This window comes from Streptomyces sp. NBC_00859, from assembly GCF_045161865.1.
Taxonomy (GTDB): Bacteria; Actinomycetota; Actinomycetes; order Streptomycetales; family Streptomycetaceae; genus Streptomyces.
Map to the genome: position 1 here is coordinate 3,552,307 of NZ_CP108826.1, position 16,248 is coordinate 3,568,554.

Genomic DNA, 16,248 nt, shown 5'->3' on the forward strand with positions numbered 1-16,248 from the left:
GGAGGGGTGACATCGCGCCGGGGGGCTCGGGGGGCGCCGGGGGCTTGATACAGAACGACACTGCTGTGACAGTTAGGTGCAGCTTAGGCCAAGGCATGTCCGCGTGTCCGGCGAATGAGGCTGCTCCACCTCCACGACGTAGGCTGCCCTCATGCCAAAGAAGCGCTCCGGCGGGGGTCTCACCAAGACCCAGCAGGCCGCCAAATTCCTCGGTGTCGCCGTGCTCTCCGGAGCTGTACTGGCGGGCATCGCACTGCCGGCAGCCGGAGCGCTGGGGCTCGCGGCCAAGGGCACCGTCAAGGGATTCGACGACATCCCGGCCAGCCTCAAGACACCGCCGCTCAGCCAGCGGACCACCATCCTCGACGCCAACGACAACCAGATCGCGTCGGTGTACGAGCGGGACCGTACGGTGGTGAAGCTCCAGGACGTCTCGCCGTACATGCAGAAGGCGCTCGTCGCCATCGAGGACGCGCGCTTCTACCAGCACGGTGCGATCGACGTGAAGGGCGTGGCGCGCGCGCTGAACCGCAACGCGCAGGAGGGCGGCGCGGCGCAGGGCGCTTCGACCCTCACCCAGCAGTACGTCAAGAACGTCTTCGTCGAGGAGGCGGGCGACGACCCGACCAAGGTCGCCGAGGCACAGCAGAAGAGTCTCGGCCGCAAGGTCCGCGAGCTCAAGTACGCGATCCAGGTCGAGCAGTCGCTCGGCAAGAAGAAGATCCTGGAGAACTACCTCAACATCACCTTCTTCGGCGAGCAGGCGTACGGCATCGAGGCGGCGTCCCAGCGCTACTTCTCCAAGTCCGCGAAGGACCTGACGATCGGTGAGTCCGCTCTCCTCGCCGGACTGGTCCAGTCGCCGACCCGCTACGACCCGATCAACGACATGGAAGAGGCCACCAAGCGGCGCAACACCGTGCTGCAGCGCATGGCCGACGTCCATGACATCTCACAGCCCCAGGCCGACAAGGCGATGGCCGCGCCGATCCAGCTGAAGGTCACCAAGCCCAAGAGCGGGTGCATCACGGCGGTCAAGGGTTCGGGCTTCTTCTGCGACTACGTCCGCAAGGTATTCCTGACGGACCCGGCCTTCGGCAAGACCAAGGAGGAGCGCCAGAAGCTCTGGTCGGTCGGCGGCCTGACCGTCAAGACCACCCTCGATCCCAAGGCGCAGGCGTCCTCCAACGTCGCGGCCACCTCCCGGGTCAACAAGGACGACAAGATCGCGGACGCGGTGGTGCAGGTCCAGCCCGGTACCGGGAAGATCGTGGCGATGGCCCAGTCCCGCCCGTACGGCCTGGACCCCTCGAAGCACGAGACGGTGCTGAACCTCTCCGTCGACAACAAGATGGGCGGCACGTACGCGGGCTTCCAGGTCGGCTCGACCTTCAAGCCCATCACGGCGGCCGCCGCACTGGAGAAGGGCATCAGCCCGGCGCAGAGTTTCACGACGGGCTCGCACATCTCCCTGCCCGGCACGAGCTTCACCAACTGCCAGAACCAGCCGGCCGACAGCAGCCCCTGGTCCGTGGAGAACGAGCTCACGTCGGAGAAGGGCACGTTCGACATGACCAGCGCGCTGGGCAAGTCGATCAACACATACTTCGCGAAGCTGGAACAGAAGACCGGCCTCTGCGAGACGATCTCCATGGCGAACAAGGTCGGTTACATCCGGGGCAACAACAAGCCGCTCCAGACGGTGCCTTCCACCACCCTCGGTGGCCAGGAGTCGACTCCGCTGGCGATGGCTTCGGTGTATGCCACCTTCGCCAACCGCGGTACGTACTGCTCCCCGATCGCCATCGAGTCGGTGACCGCTCCGGGCGGCAAGCGGCTCGCGGTGCCGAAGTCGAGCTGCTCGTCCGCGATGAGCGAGCACACCGCCGACACCATCAACCAGATGCTCAAGGGCGTGGTCGCGGACGGTACCGGCAAGCAGGCCGGGCTCACCGACCGTGACAACGCGGGCAAGACGGGTACCACCGACGAGCGCAAGAACGCCTGGTTCGTCGGCTACACACCCAACCTGGCGACGGCGGTCTGGGTCGGCAGCGACGGCGCGAAGCAGATCCCGATGACCAACATCAACATCGGTGGTCACTACTACGACGAGGTCTGCGGTGGCTGTCTCCCCGGCCCCATCTGGAAAACGGCGATGACCGGCGCCCTGTCCCCGTCGGAGACGCCCTCCTTCAACCAGGTGGACGTTCCGCGCGGCCACTCCAGCGGCGGCGGCAAGGGCGGTGGCGACCACCACGGTGGCGGCGACGGCAACGGCGGCGGCGACGGCGGCGGCGATACGGACAACGGCAACGCGAATGGCGGCGACCCGGGGAACGGCGACCCGGGGAACGGCGGGATCTCGTTCCCGCCGGGATTCATCGGCGGCAACGTCGGCGGCAACGGCCACCACCGCAGGTAGCCGACCGGGCTACGGACGCGCGACGCAGCGGTGCATGGGCGCAGGCCCATAGGCAGACAGGGAGGGCGCCCGGTGAAAGCCACCGGGCGCCCTCCCTATGCGCATCCGTACCCATCCCCGTATCCGCAGACGTATGCGTATCCATACCCGTATGCGCAGACGTATCCGTATGCGCATCCGCAGGCCCGTCTCGCGGCGCCACCCCGTCTCCGCGGGGCCGGCCTGCGAGGTGCCGATCCACGGGCTCGGCCTGCGTGACACTGTTTCCGCCGGCCCGGCTCCGCGAGGCGCCCGGCCCGCATGCCCAGGCTCAGAGCGCGAGGCTCCGTCTCCGGGTGCTCAGCCCGCGAGGCGCTTCTTCACCTCGGCGGCCACCCGGCCACCCTCGGCAAGCCCCGCCACCTTGGGGTTCACGATCTTCATGACGGCGCCCATGGCCCGCGGCCCCTCGGCGCCCGCGGCCTTCGCCTCACTGACGGCCTGCGCGACGATGGCGCCCAGCTCCTCGTCGCTGAGCTGCTTCGGCAGATACGTGGCGAGCAGCTCACCCTCCGCCTTCTCCCGCGCGGCGCTCTCGGCGCGGCCACCCTGCTCGAAGGCCTCGGCCGCCTCCCGGCGCTTCTTCGCCTCCTTGGCGATCACCTTCAGCACCTCGTCGTCGGTGAGCTCGCGCGCCGACTTGCCCGATACCTCTTCGTTGGTGATCGCGGAGAGGGTCAGCCGGAGCGTGGAGGAGCGCAGCTCGTCCCGCGTCCTGATGGCCTCGGTGAGTTCTGCGTGCAGCTTGGACTTGAGCGTGGTCATGCCGCCAAGTGTCGCAGGTACGGCCCCCGAGCCGCCCGCAGATTTTGTGGTGACTCTCCGTCTGCGACGATGGGCGTATGCGCGCACGCTATGGGATCCCCCTCAAAGTCACCGCAGGAATCACGGCCGTTGGCGCGGCAGGCATCGCCTATGCCGCCGGATTCGAGGCACGCTCCTTCCGCCTCCGGCGGGTGACCGTGCCAGTACTGCCGCCGGGTGCCCGGCCCGTACGCGTACTTCAGGTCTCGGACATCCACATGGTCAGCGGCCAGCGCAAGAAACAGCGCTGGCTCCAGTCCCTGGCAGGGCTCCGGCCGGACTTCGTGGTCAACACCGGGGACAACCTCTCGGACCCGGAGGGCGTACCGGAGGTCCTGGACGCGCTGGGCCCGCTGCTCGAATTCCCAGGGGTGTACGTGTTCGGGTCGAACGACTACTACGGCCCTAAATTCCGCAACCCGGCCCGCTACCTCTTCGAGAAGGCCCAGGGCAAGCACGGCCTCAACGGCAAGGCCCCGGCAGTGGACGTGGTGCGCAACCCGTGGGAGGACCTGCGGGACGGCTTCGACGCGGCGGGCTGGGTGAACCTCACCAATACACGCGGCCGGCTGAAGGTCGACGGCATGGAGCTCGCCTTCACCGGCCTGGACGACCCGCACATCAAACGGGACAGGTACGCCCAGGTGGCAGGCGGCCCGGAGACGGGAGCCGACCTCTCCATCGCCGTGGTGCACGCCCCGTACCTGCGCGCCCTGGACGCGTTCACTACGGACGGCTACCCCCTGGTCCTCGCGGGCCACACGCACGGCGGCCAGCTGTGCATCCCGTTCTACGGAGCGCTGGTCACCAACTGCGACCTGGACACCGGCCGGGTCAAGGGCCTCTCCGCCCACGAGTCCGGCGGCAACCGCTCCTACCTGCACGTATCAGCGGGCTGCGGCACGAACCGCTACACCCCGGTCCGCTTCGCGTGCGCTCCGGAGGCAACGCTGCTGACGCTGACAGCGGGGCGCTAGAGACGGCCGGACCGGCCGGGACCGGCTCTACCCGGCCGCCGCCAGAAACCGGATTTCGTCTCAGGCCACGGGTCCGCTAAAGTAACTGATGTCGCCGCCACGCGAGCGACAATCGGGGTGTAGCGCAGCTTGGCAGCGCGCTTCGTTCGGGACGAAGAGGTCGTGGGTTCAAATCCCGCCACCCCGACAGCCGAAACACCAGGTCAAGGGCCTGATCCTCTCTGAGGGTCAGGCCCTTGCTGCGTCTCCGGAGATCGTTTGGGAGAAAACTGGGAGAAGATCTTGGTCTGCTTCCCCCAAGGGGTAACCGGTGAGGCCGTCTGAGGTGCGGCGGCTGAACGCACTCGGACCTGCGCGTTCGCGAATGCGGCCCCCGTAGTCGGCCGGGCCGATCAGTTGGATCTATAGGGGCGTACGCGCAGGGCACGGTTTCCATGGCCGACCGCATCAAGGACCTCAGCCGTCATTCCTACAGCCGCTCCATCTTGACGCTGGTTGTCGCCGCGGCACCCTCAAAGTGCCGCGCTCAATCGCAACGCGCCCGACGCCCCACTGCGGGCACGATACCGACCACCTTGCACAGTCCCTCCCGGCATGACGGGATGCGGTGGCATCATGCTGTCGGTGACGTGCAAGATTCGCCTGTCCGCAGCTGGCGTTCACCTGTTCGACCGTGTCTCGGGGATGAACGTGCTGCTCGACGAGGTGCCTGTTTCCGCTGAGCAGTTCTCCCGTGCTCCGAGGTACCTGTCCGTCGCGCTGACCAACGCCTGCGAACTCCGCTGCGCCTACTGCTACGCGCCCAAGCACGCCGCCGCGCTCGGCAGGGAGCGTGTAGTCGCGTGGGCGGTCGAACTCGATGCTGCCGGGTGCCTCGGGGTCGGCTTCGGAGGAGGGGAACCGACCGCGTACCGAGGGTTCGCCCAGCTGTGTTCGGACATAGCCCGGTCCACGACTATGGCGGTGACCTTCACGACCCATGGGCACCGGCTCACGCCCGAACTTGTCGAATCCCTGCGCGGGGCCGTGCACTTCGTCCGGCTGTCAGTCGACGGGGTCGGAGCCACCTACGAGCGGCTGCGCGGTCGACCGTTCGCGGCCGTGGTCCAGGCGGCCGGGTTGCTCGGCTCCCTCGCTCCGTTCGGCATCAACGCCGTCATCAATGCCGACACGGTCGGCGAACTAGATGACCTCGCCGAGTTCGCCGACAAGGTCGGCGCGTCAGAACTTCTGCTTCTGCCAGAGCAGCCAACTGCGACAACTCCCGGTATAAGCGCAGCCGACGCTCAGCGCCTCGTCGAATGGGCCGCGACCGCCAGGGCCGGGGTTCGGCTCGCGATCGGCCCGGAACGCGCCACGTTCACTGACCCTCACACCCTGGCAGATCATTCACGCCATCGGTCTCGGTGCTGCTTCGGCCCGACAGGGCGCGGGACGAGGTCTGGCCGAGCACTGGGGGAGCCTGCGCTACATCCAGGCCCTGGAGGGCAACCAAGGCGATTACCTGCAGCTGTCGTCCGAGGGGCGCGATCTCCTGCGCTTCTACAAGGCCACCCAGTCCGGGGAGATCGGCACCGGCTTCGCCTCGCTGCTGGCCGAGAAGCTGGTCCGATCCCGCTACCCGGATCACTCGGTCTCCGTGATTCCCGCAGACGTCGCCCTGAAAGCCGGCTGGGCACTCCGCAGCACCTCCGGAACGGGCGCCCGCCCGGAGCCACTCCAGCGACGGCCCCACTTCTTCGTCGAAGCCTGGCAGCCGGGACAGCCGTCCAAGATCCTCCTCGTCTCCTCCAAGGGCACCCACAGCAGCGTCCAGCAGGTGCACAAGCAACTCAGCACGGCCAGCGCTCACGTGGAGTCCGTACACATCGGGCCTTACGGCACCGTCCCGTACCTGCTTATCGGGACAGAGATCCCCAAGAAGGAGAGCCTCGCGCTGCACATCCTGGAGGCGCCGGGCACGACCGCCCTCCGCCCGTCCGAAGAAACATCAGAAGCCGACCTGGACCTCATCCTGGGTCAGGAGAACCGCGTGGCCGACGTCGTGCGGCACGCGCAACGCGAACGGACGACCATCCCCGGGTTCCAGGTACTGCCCGAATCCTTCGCCTGGTTCAGCATCGTGCTGGCACGGACGGAAGCGGCCACGCTCACCGCCTTCACCGGAGGTGGCAAACCCACCGCCCAGTACCTGACCAAGGAGCAAGGCCGGCGCCACTTCCAGCACGATGTCCACGCCAACACCGACAGACTGCGAGATGCGGAGCACCGCATCCACGACATCGACTTCGTCGGCACCGACCACATCTACCGCCTCAACGGCACCCGCGTGGAGGCGTTCTCCGGGCTCGAGAAGAGCCTGTACACGCATCTCCACGATGGGCGCGTCAACGAGTACCGACGCGAAGTACACGAGCGCCGAGACCAGTGGCCGGGCCGCAGCACAGCGAAGCAGTGGAGCGCGGTGTCCATCCGTGCCGACGGGACTGTGCTGGCAATCCGTCTCCAGGAGGAGTGACCGTACCGACGGGCACGCGCTCGGATGGTCTCAGTTCTGGTCTCGTTCGCCCCCGTCCGACGTCGTTCGCGGGTGCCGCCTTCACCGGCTCCGCACCAGGTCAGGACGCCCACGACCCCCGCCGGACCCCGAAAGGAACATTTGGAAAGCGTGATGAGGGCAACCCCTCACGAGTTCGAATCTCGCATCCTCCGCAGATCAAAAGTCCCGCGCTGTTCACCGGTGCGGGGCTTCTGCGATCACCGTCTCAGTTTCCGTCTCCGCGTCGCGCTCGGCATAGTGGTAAGCGCGGCCTACCGGGTCCAGGCTCGGGCAGCAGGGCCATGGATTCTGCTTGCCTCACCTCCGCAGCGAAGTGGTCTGCTGGAGCGGGACATGCGGGATACGCGTGCTGCCGTATCTAAGAATCCACCTGCTGATCGACCGCTGCTTCGTAGAAGGCATCCGCCAGGGCGACGATGATCGCGTTGATAGCCGGCCCGTCGGTGAAGAAGTAGTCAGCCATCGTGTTGTGGGCGTCCTGGTTGTCTACAACCGCCTCCGTAACGGCTGCTTGGAAGTCTTGTGACTCCATGAACTGCTTCTTGGAGTTCACCTTGGTCTGGTTGATCAGGTTCGGGTCGGCGAGCAGCCGCTGGACGAGCCCCTGTACGAACTCCCTGACCTGGGACGCGGTAAACGATTCGGCGCCGAAGAGGTCGTTCATCTTGTCTATGACGAGCTGGAGCGCGACATACTTCGGATCCTTCTTTGTGCCCGTGCCGGCGGCGCTGATGCCCTTCAGTTGCCCGTCGCCCACGAGTGAGATGTCGACCGGGATCGCCTTGTTGTGCTTGACCCCGACCAGCACCACGTCGGAGAGGTCGACGTCGGCCGCCCAAGCGGACTCGGCGATGACCTTCTCCAGGAGCCGCAAGAAGATCGAGAGCATCTCCATGTAGGGGTCGCCGTAGTCGACGATCTGGGACATGAAGTCATAGAGGCGTACGTAGGTGGAGACGTCCTTGCGGAAAAGGTCGAGCGCCTGGAGCGTGACCCTGTCCTCTTCCTCGATCGCCCGCGCGTAGCGGCGCCGGAAGTCGTGCTGCGCCGGACTGATCGCCGCTGAGAGCGCATTGTTGCCCTTCCGGGTCACCCACAGCTCGGCGACCTTGCGGACGTCGTCCTCGGTGTAGATCCCAGCCTGGGCGAGTTTGGCAGCCAGGTGGACGACGATGTACGGATTGGTCTCGGTCTCCAGGGTCGCGTTCTTGAAGTACGGCTCGAAGGCCGTCTTGATGTCCTCGGGCTTGTTGGCGAAGTCGATGACGAACGTCTTGCGCTTCTGCTCCCCACCAGCGGTGCGGTGGGTGCGGTTGAGCCGCGAGAGCGTCTGCACCGCGGTGACCCCCGGTAGCTTCTTGTCGACGTACATCGCCGAAAGCAGGGGCTGGTCGAATCCGGTCTGGAACTTGTTGGCAACCAGCATGATCTTGTACGTATCGCCCTTGAATGCGGCCGCCAGATCAGCCCCGGCGCCGGGGTTCATGTTGGCCTCGGTGAACTCGTCATCCTTCGACGGCTGCGGGCCCCAGTCGCTGTGCCAGGTCTCGCCCTCGGTCATCGTCACCCCGGCGGAGAACGCGACCAGAGTGCGATAGTTGTACGAGACGTCCTCGGCGCGACGCCTGGCGATGTAGGCGTCTATGGCCAACTTGTACTTCACCACGGACTTGCGCGAGTCGGTCACCACCATCGCCTTCGCCTTGCCTTCGAGGAGGTAGGCGACGTTGGCATGGAAGTGCTCAACGATGATCTGCACCTTCTGGCTGATGTTCGTCGGGTGGAGCTGCACCCACCGCATCAGACCCTTGCGGGCGGCGGCCTCCTCGACCTCTCCCCCGTCACCGCTCTCGGCCCTGCCGGCGATCTTCAACGCGGTGTCGTAGGACTGATAGCCCTTGAGTACGTCGAGAATGTAGCCCTCCTCGATCGCCTGCTTCATCGAGTACAGGTGGAACTCGCGCGGCTTCCCGTCGGCGTCCTTGCGACCGAACAGTTCGAGGGTCTTGTTCTTCGGCGTCGCGGTGAAGGCGAAGTACGAGATGTTCTCCGACTCGGCACGCTCGGTCATCTCCGATGCCAGGATCGACTCCACATCGATCTCGCCACCCTCCTCGATCTCCTTGACCTCCTCAGCGGTCAGCACTTGCTTCAGTTTCGAGGAGATCTGACCCGACTGGGAGGAGTGCGCCTCATCGGCGATGACGGCGAACCGCTTGCCCTTCAGGCCAGCGTCGATCCGGATCTCGTCCAGCGCGTACGGGAAGGTCTGCACCGTCACCGCGATGATCAGCTCACCGTTCTTCAACGCCTGCGCCAGCAGACCCGACTTCGACTTCGCGCCGGCCTTACGGACGTCCTCGGGGCTGATAGTCGCGACGATCTTGCCTGTGCCGTCGATCTGCCGGATCGCATCCTGCAGCTGGGAGTCGAGCACCGTGCGGTCCACGACCACAATGACCGAGTCGAAGACCTTCCGATCATCGACTTGCAGCCGCGCCAGCCGGTGGGCCGTCCAGGCGATGGTGTTCGTCTTCCCCGACCCGGCCGAGTGCTCGATCAGGTATCGCTGCCCGACCCCCTCCTCCTTCACCGCGTCGACGATGCTCGTGACGGCCTCCCACTGGTGGAACCGCGGGAAGAGCATGCTCGTACGCCGCACCGACGTGCCGGTGGTGACGTCCCACTCTTCCTTGGTCTGCACGATCATCAGCCGCCCGATGATGTTCAGCCAGGCGTGTTTCTCCCAGACGCGTTCCCACAGGTACGCCGTCGACGACTGCCCGTCCGCGCCGGGCGGGTTGCCGGCACCGCTGTCGAAGCCGGTATTGAACGGTAAGAAGTGGGTCTTCTCCCCCTCCAGCCTCGTGGTCATCGCCGCCAGGTCGTTCGAGACCGCGAAGTGCACCAGCGCCCGGTGACCGAACGACAGCAACGGCTCCGGCCGCCCGTTCGTCAATGGATTGCGATCCTGCTTGTACTGATTGACCGCTTCATCCATCGACTGGGTGAAGTCGGTCTTCAGCTCCACCGTGGCCACCGGAAGCCCGTTGACAAAGAACACCAGATCAATCTTGCGCTGGTCGGCGGTCGAGAAGTACACCTGCCGCACCACCCGCATCCGCATCGCCTCGTAGTGCGCCGTCGTGGTCTCGTTGAGCGACGTCTCCGGACGGAACTGCGCCATCTTCAACCGACCACCGCCGATGTACTGCACCCCGTTGCGCAGGATGTTCAGCGTCCCACCACCATGTTCCAACGGCCGGTCGAGCGCCGCGGTCAGCACGTCGAGGAACTTCGGCTGCGACCCCGCCGCCTTCAACGCCTTCTCGTACGCCAGCCCCTGCGTCGCCTCCAGCCACGCGAACAGATCCGCCGGGAACAGCGCCCGCTCCCGGTCGTACTCGCCACCATCACGGTCATTCTTCGAGTACAGCCAGCCGTGATCCCGCAGGTACTCGCAGATCTCAGCCTCGAAGACAACCTCGTTGTGGTCAGCCATCACGCCACCCCTCGTACGTCGATCTGCCCCGTCACCGCCGCCGTGATCAGTGCCGATCGTCGCTCGCGAGCGAGCTCGATGAACCGCTCCGTCTCGGCGATGAGCGTGTCCGTCTTCGCGGTCTGCTCATCCAGGTGAAACGCGATCCGCCGCTGTTCGTCAATCGGGGGGACGGTGACACGCAACTGCTTGAGTGCCTCACACGTCAACCCGCCCTTGGTGCTGCCGTTCTCATCGCTGATACTCCGGAGATTGCCGTAAGCGGCCGTGAGCATCCACAGCAGGTAGTCCGGCCACCATCTAGCTCGGTTCGGGGTTACGTACGCGAGGTGCTGATTCACCGTTGCCTCGATGTCAAGAATCGTCGCCATTCCGCGCGTCTTTCCCTGGCCGGTTAGACCGACGAGCACCGAGCCGGGCGGGACAATCGGGAGGTGACACTCTGCGAGCGCGGCAGCGGTGACGGACTCCGCTGCGGAACCAACACGCGCCTGGTTGACCACGGAGCTGTTGAGCCATGGAACATCGCCACCCCAGTACTCCCTGCTCTCGCGTCGGGGCGTCGACCCGTTGCCGATCCGTGCGGTGCGGCCGAGCTTGTCGGCACCGCTATCCAGGCTAGGTCTTGGCGGGATTGCATTCGTGACGACCGACCGCCGGCGCTCGCGGAGCATCTCGATCAGTCGCTGCTGCTCTTCGATGAGCGTGTCGATGCGGGCCGTCTCGCGGTCGAGGTAGTCGGCGATGGCGCGCTGCTCCTTAGCGGGTGGCATTGGGACGGATAGCGCATTGATCTGGGCGGTGCCGATGCCGGGCTGAGCAGCGGTCTGGGAGTACTGTCCGAGGTTCATGACCTCAAGGAGATGGGCAAGCCATCGCACATCAACGGTGTCGCCGGGATGCGCAACAATCGCATGCTCGGATGCCCAGTATTCTCCCGACACGAGGTGCACGTTGCCGCACAGCGCGCCCTGCCTCCCGATCAGAATTCGTGTCCCGTGGTGGGTCTTCTGTTCGGTGTAGCCCCTGAGGCCATTGCCCCCGTACACGGGGTAGGTCCCCGTTGGTTCGATGGATTCGGCCGTGATTGCTTCGCCCGCCCTCATTCCCGGAGCAGCGTACTTGACCTTCGACTCGGTCCAATCGGACGGAATCGAAATTCCTTGAAGCCATTTAATCCTCGTCAGGCTCTTGGTGCGGAGGGGAGTCATCCTTCCACCTCACGCAGGAGGTCGAGGATCTTGGCGACCTGTTTCTCGAGGTCGGCGTCGATCTCGGCGAGCGGCCGGGGCGGGACATACTTGTAGAATTGACGGGTGAAGGGAATCTCGTAGCCAGTCTTGGTTTTCGCCCAGTCGATCCAGGCGTCGGGGACGTGCGGCTTCACCTCAGCGTCAAAATAGGTCTGGATGACCTCGCGCTCCCTTGCCGACCCGGTGATTGAGCCCCCGTAGGTGAAAGGCACGTTCTCGGTTTCGCGCTTCTTCGGGTCCGGCTTCGGGTTGCCCTTGCGGTCGACGATAGGGTTCCCGTCCTCATCGAGCAGGGGACGCACGACTGTGATAGCCCAGTAGCCGAACTCATCGTTGCGCAGGACCTTGGAGAGCTCGGGGTCGGTGTCCTCGAAGTTGGCGTACAACTGCACGACCTGGGCGCGGTCAGCGGCGCTGATCTCGCGTCCCTTGGAGCCGAGGCTCTTGCGCATCTTGGTCCAGAACGACGTACCGTCGATGAGTTGCACCTTGCCCTGGCGGTCAGGGTGCTTGGTATTGTCGAGAATCCAGATGTAGGTGGCAATGCCAGTGTTGAAGAACATGTTGGTCGGCAGGGCGACGATAGCCTCGACGAGGTCGTTCTCCAACAGCCACCTGCGGATGTTGGAGGGGCCGGACTCAGCGGCGCCGTTGAAGAGCGGCGAGCCGTTCATGACGATGCCGACGCGGCCTCCGCCGTCCTCGGGTGCGCGCATCTTGTGGGCCAAGTGGAGCAGGAAGAGCATCTGGCCGTCCGAGGTCGCGGGGAGCCCCGGCGCGAAGCGGCCGTAGGGGCCAGCGGAGTCGCGCTCCTTCTTGACCGCCTTGGCGTACTGCTTCCAGTCCACCCCGTAGGGCGGGTTGGACATGCAATAGTCAAACTGGCGCCCCTTGAAGGCGTCGTCGGTGAGCGTGTTCCCGAAGGCGATGTTGGTTGCGTCGTGGCCCTTGGCGAGCAGGTCGGACTTGCAGATGGCGTACGACTGCGGGTTGTACTCCTGGCCGTACAGGCTCAGCTTCGCTTCGGGGTTCCCGGCGAGCAGGTGTTCCTCTGCCAGGGAGAGCATGCCGCCGGTGCCGGCCGTGGGGTCGTACAGCGACCGGATGATGCCGCCCTCGGTGAGGTCGACGTCCTTCTCCGCGAAGAGCAGGTCGACCAGCAGTCGGATCGCATCGCGCGGCGTGTAGTGGTCTCCGGAGGTCTCGTTCGCGGCCTCGTTGAACTTGCGGATGATGTACTCGAACGCATCCCCCATGTCTGCGTTAGACACCACGTCGGGATGCAGGTCGACGGCGCCGAAGGACTTGACGATCTCGCGCAGGAGCCCGGCCTTCTCCAGCGCCAGGATCTCCTTCTTGAAGTCGAAGTACTCGAACACGTCCACGTCGGCGGAGAACCGGTCGATGTAGTCAGCGAGGTTGTCCGCCAGCCCGTCCGCATCTTCCAGCAGGTTCGCGAACTCGTAGTTGGAGGTGTTGTGGAAGGTCCGCCCCGTGACCTTCTTGACCTCGACCTTGAGCCGGTTCGGGTTCTCGTACCTCGCAGCCAGCTCGCGTACCGCCGCGCGGTCCGGCTCGAGGATGCAGTCGAGCCGTCTCAGGATCGTGAACGGGAGGATCACTGTCCCGTACTGGTTGGGGCGATAGGGCCCCCGAAGCTGGTCAGCGATTGACCAGATGAAGCTACCGAGCGTGCTCACAAGTTCCTCACGAGAATCGTCTAGCAGTGCCGATCACTCTGTCAGAGACAGCAGCTACCGTCCGATGGTTCAGCTACGGAGCCCCCGCTAAGGGCTGAAGTACCGACCTGTACCACCGTCTCCCTCCCGATCTCTGCAGAGCTGCGGATCAGAAGGTCCTGACATCCCCGGCTGACATCAACGACGCACCGCATAATTTCAGCCGCCACAGCGTGGCCGAAGCGTCGGAATGTCAAATGAGGATGCACAGACGGGGCGCTTGCTCACGCAAAGCAGCGTGCGACTGCAGGATCGGCACCACTGATCCACGGTCTGGGAGAAAACTGGGAGATGATCTTGCCCCAGAGGCCCGCCAAGGCCACGCGAGACCACCCCACTCCAAGCCTCTGACCAGCACAGACACCGATCCGCCCTGGTAGGGATCTTGCCCGTACCTCATTCGGGACGAAGAGGTCGTGGGTTCAAATCCCGCCACCCCGACAGCCAAAACAGCAGGTCAGGCCCGGTACTGAGAAATCAGTGCCGGGCCTGATGTGCGTTCGGGAGTCGTTGGGGAGCGGCTCCTGGGTCCGACTCCCCAAACAGCTCCCCTGCCCGCCTCCTCAGGCCCTCGCATCACTCCCCGTGCCAGACGCGCTCCAGATCGACCAACTCCACGTCCGGACGTCCGCTAGCCACCTCGGTCAGATTCACGTCGAAGCCTGAGCGGCCGAAGAGCAGGAGCTTCGCCCCTTCGGCCAGGACGCCGCGGGCGACCAGCAACCCTCTGATCAGGTCGAGGCGTTCGAGATCGGACAGCGTACGAGCCCGGTCGGACGACTTGGCCTCGCCAATCGCCCGGACGACGGGAGCGCCGGCCTGTCGGCGCTCTCCCTCGTCGAGGGCCACAACGTCGAGTTCGTGCTGGGAGCGGCCCGCGCTGTCGTTCACCACGGTGCTGCCGACCTCACCGATCGGGCCGCCCCTCGTGCGCTCGGCGGCATGCCGGGCCGTCCATTCGCGGGCCAGCTGCTCGAAGGCCGGGCCGAGGATCTGGGCGCTGACGGTGTGCGCGGCGGCCTTCCAGGCGGGGGCTGCCCTACGTTCCTCGAAGGCTGCCAGACGGGGCACGGTGACCAGTTGGTGCAGGCGTACCACCGGGTCGGCGAGGCGCAGTACGGGGCGGCGCTGAAGTAGCAGGTCCTCGTCCTTTACCAGGAAGCCCGAGGTGATCAGGACATCGAGCGGGTGGTGCAGGCTGCGCTGGTCGCGGCCGATTGCGGCGGCGACCTTGGAGGGGGTGGTCGCGCCGGCCGCTACCGCGCCAAGGACCGACAGGTACAGCGCCCGGTCCTGGATCCGCGGATCCTCCCGCAGCAGGTACCCGGCCTCCCCGAAAAGCGCGTGGCTCGGGTTGAAGACGGTGGAGAGCAGTAGTTCGTCGAGATCGGAACGGGTCTGCGGAGAGGCGCCACCGAGCAGGTCGCGGTACCCGGGGGTGCCGCCGAAGTAGGCGTACGTGCGGAAAGCGGTGTCGGTGTCCTCGATCCCGTAATACGAGGCCGAGGTGCGGTAGTCGAACGGCTTCAGGAGTAGATCAAGTTCGGCACGGCCTCGCAGAGCCCTGGCTCCGGAGAGCAGATCCGACATCACCGCGAGCGCGGATCCGCACAGGATCACCCGGCCGCTCAACGATTCCGGAGCGTCTCTGCTCTCGTCGGCCAGGGCCTGGAGAGCAGAAGGGATCTGAGCGCCGAGCGCATGTGCAAGCAGGTAGGGAAGCTCGTCGATCACCAGGAGCGGCGCGGTCTGGCCACCAGCAGTGGGAACCGGGCGCAGCGCGGTACGGAGTCCCTCGTCCCAGTCCCGGAAGCGCAACTGGCCCGCTGCGAGTCCGCGCCCTGCCGCGACCGCATCGGCGAACCGCTGGAGTGCGGGAAGCGGCTCCTCCTCCTGGGCCATGTGGTACTGCCCTCCGTGCTCCCTGCACAGGCGGCGCAGCAGAAAACTCTTCCCGGTGCGGCGGCGACCGTAGAGGATCCCGATACGCAGGCCGGGTGCGGACGAGGTGACGAATCGCTCCAGGTCGGCCCACTCGGTGATCCGGTCGAAGAGGTCCGCAGGTCGTGTCATGCGTCCACGACAGCAGTGCTAGCTAGACTAAGTCAAGTTAGACTAACTCGAAACAGTAACTGATCGCCCGAAGGGCGCAAACGGCTCCATCCCGGTAAGGGGTGACCTCCTGCGCCTTCTTCGGGTACCAGTCGATCGTGGCCGGATGGAACAGCCAGGTGGCGAATCCGGTCCGCCACGGCTGAACGACGCAGGCGCCGGGAGGACGGCATTCAAATCCCGCCACCGCGACAGCTAAGTAGCACGTCAGAGGGCCCTTACCGAATCGGTAAGGGCCCTCTGGCGTTGCTGCGTGTCTGTCTGCGTGACTAGCGGTCCGGATCGCTCCTGACGATGCCGTCCATGACCACCGCGCCGGTCTGGATCACAGGCCGGATCTGCTTCCGGTAGACCTCCTCGGTCACAGCCATGCCGGAGTGGCCGACGAAGCGGGAGATCGACTCCAGGGGGATCCCCCGGTCAGAGAGCAGGGACTCGAAGCCGCGCCGGAGCTCCTGCGGCGTCCACTCGTCGGCACTGATCCCTTTGGCGTCCTTGAGCGCCTGCCGGAAGCCCCGCCGACCTCGTCCCGGGCCGTCAAGAGTGCGCCGGCCCGAACCCTGTCGGCCCGCAGCCCCGGACGGTCCCGCTCGGCCTCGCGGGCCTCGCGGTCCTCGGGAGAGCCGACCGCTCCCCCGATCCCTCGTGGCATCCTGCGAGCACACCTGGACTGCGCGACCGCCGACCGCGGGTGCATCGCGAGCCTTGAGTCCGTGCAACGGCTTCGAGACGCCGGCGCGACCATGGGCTTGGTCCAACGGTGGCTGTCACCGAGACGGCAATGGTGCGGCTAAGGTGATCGGTTCAGGGCGGCAGCACAGGTCGAGGAGGGCTGAA

General features: G+C 65.8%; 8 protein-coding genes, 1 tRNA gene and 1 pseudogene. 5 read left to right on the forward strand and 5 right to left on the reverse strand.

Going from position 1 to position 16,248, the window contains the following annotated elements; genetic code table 11:
• Positions 1 to 151 precede the first annotated feature (151 nt).
• Positions 152 to 2,425 carry a transglycosylase domain-containing protein gene (locus tag OG584_RS15305; RefSeq protein WP_405778380.1) on the forward strand — a complete coding sequence of 758 codons (2,274 nt, stop codon included), beginning with the start codon at positions 152 to 154 and terminating at the stop codon, positions 2,423 to 2,425.
• A gap of 339 nt (positions 2,426 to 2,764) precedes the next feature.
• On the opposite strand, the gene OG584_RS15310 is transcribed toward OG584_RS15305, so the two are convergent.
• On the reverse strand, positions 2,765 to 3,229 hold the full coding sequence (locus OG584_RS15310; protein ID WP_405778381.1) for a GatB/YqeY domain-containing protein: 465 nt from the start codon (positions 3,227 to 3,229) through the stop codon (positions 2,765 to 2,767).
• Positions 3,230 to 3,306: 77 nt separating this feature from the next.
• Here OG584_RS15310 and OG584_RS15315 point away from each other — a divergent pair, with 77 nt between their 5' ends.
• The 4 genes and pseudogenes from OG584_RS15315 to OG584_RS15330 all read left to right on the forward strand — a co-directional run bounded on the left by OG584_RS15315 (position 3,307) and on the right by OG584_RS15330 (position 6,763).
• Complete coding sequence (locus OG584_RS15315; RefSeq protein ID WP_405778382.1) at positions 3,307 to 4,245, forward strand: metallophosphoesterase; 939 nt, start codon at positions 3,307 to 3,309, stop codon at positions 4,243 to 4,245.
• Between the two features lie 113 nt (positions 4,246 to 4,358).
• A tRNA-Pro gene (locus OG584_RS15320) sits at positions 4,359 to 4,432 on the forward strand.
• 497 nt (positions 4,433 to 4,929) lie between these two features.
• Positions 4,930 to 5,433, forward strand: a pseudogene (locus OG584_RS15325) (radical SAM protein); the annotation flags it as partial.
• 451 nt (positions 5,434 to 5,884) lie between these two features.
• Positions 5,885 to 6,763, forward strand: a complete 879-nt coding sequence (locus OG584_RS15330; protein WP_405778383.1) for a hypothetical protein — start codon at positions 5,885 to 5,887, stop codon at positions 6,761 to 6,763.
• 400 nt (positions 6,764 to 7,163) lie between these two features.
• Here the strand turns inward: OG584_RS15330 and OG584_RS15335 are convergent, their stop codons facing one another.
• The 4 genes from OG584_RS15335 to OG584_RS15350 form a co-directional block, all read right to left on the reverse strand.
• A complete protein-coding gene (locus OG584_RS15335) occupies positions 7,164 to 10,307 on the reverse strand; it encodes a type I restriction endonuclease subunit R (protein WP_405778384.1) in 3,144 nt (1,047 codons plus the stop codon).
• The gene (locus tag OG584_RS15340) at positions 10,307 to 11,518 is read right to left on the reverse strand and encodes a restriction endonuclease subunit S (protein WP_405778385.1); all 1,212 of its coding nucleotides are present in this window, start codon (positions 11,516 to 11,518) and stop codon (positions 10,307 to 10,309) included. Before OG584_RS15340 ends, OG584_RS15335 begins: the two co-directional genes overlap by 1 nt.
• Positions 11,515 to 13,260, reverse strand: coding sequence for an N-6 DNA methylase (locus tag OG584_RS15345; RefSeq protein WP_405778386.1), 1,746 nt, complete (start codon positions 13,258 to 13,260; stop codon positions 11,515 to 11,517). Before OG584_RS15345 ends, OG584_RS15340 begins: the two co-directional genes overlap by 4 nt.
• A gap of 615 nt (positions 13,261 to 13,875) precedes the next feature.
• On the reverse strand, positions 13,876 to 15,372 hold the full coding sequence (locus OG584_RS15350) for an ATP-binding protein (protein ID WP_405778387.1): 1,497 nt from the start codon (positions 15,370 to 15,372) through the stop codon (positions 13,876 to 13,878).
• Positions 15,373 to 16,248: the final 876 nt, after the last annotated feature.

Bases quoted from the DNA above. Each gene is read 5' to 3' on its own strand.
- OG584_RS15305 (WP_405778380.1), top strand. From the start codon at position 152: ATGCCAAAGAAGCGCTCCGGCGGGGGTCTCACCAAGACCCAGCAGGCC.
- OG584_RS15350 (WP_405778387.1), bottom strand. From the start codon at position 15,372: ATGACACGACCTGCGGACCTCTTCGACCGGATCACCGAGTGGGCCGAC.
- OG584_RS15340 (WP_405778385.1), bottom strand. From the start codon at position 11,518: ATGACTCCCCTCCGCACCAAGAGCCTGACGAGGATTAAATGGCTTCAA.
- OG584_RS15335 (WP_405778384.1), bottom strand. From the start codon at position 10,307: ATGGCTGACCACAACGAGGTTGTCTTCGAGGCTGAGATCTGCGAGTAC.
- OG584_RS15315 (WP_405778382.1), top strand. From the start codon at position 3,307: ATGCGCGCACGCTATGGGATCCCCCTCAAAGTCACCGCAGGAATCACG.
- OG584_RS15310 (WP_405778381.1), bottom strand. From the start codon at position 3,229: ATGACCACGCTCAAGTCCAAGCTGCACGCAGAACTCACCGAGGCCATC.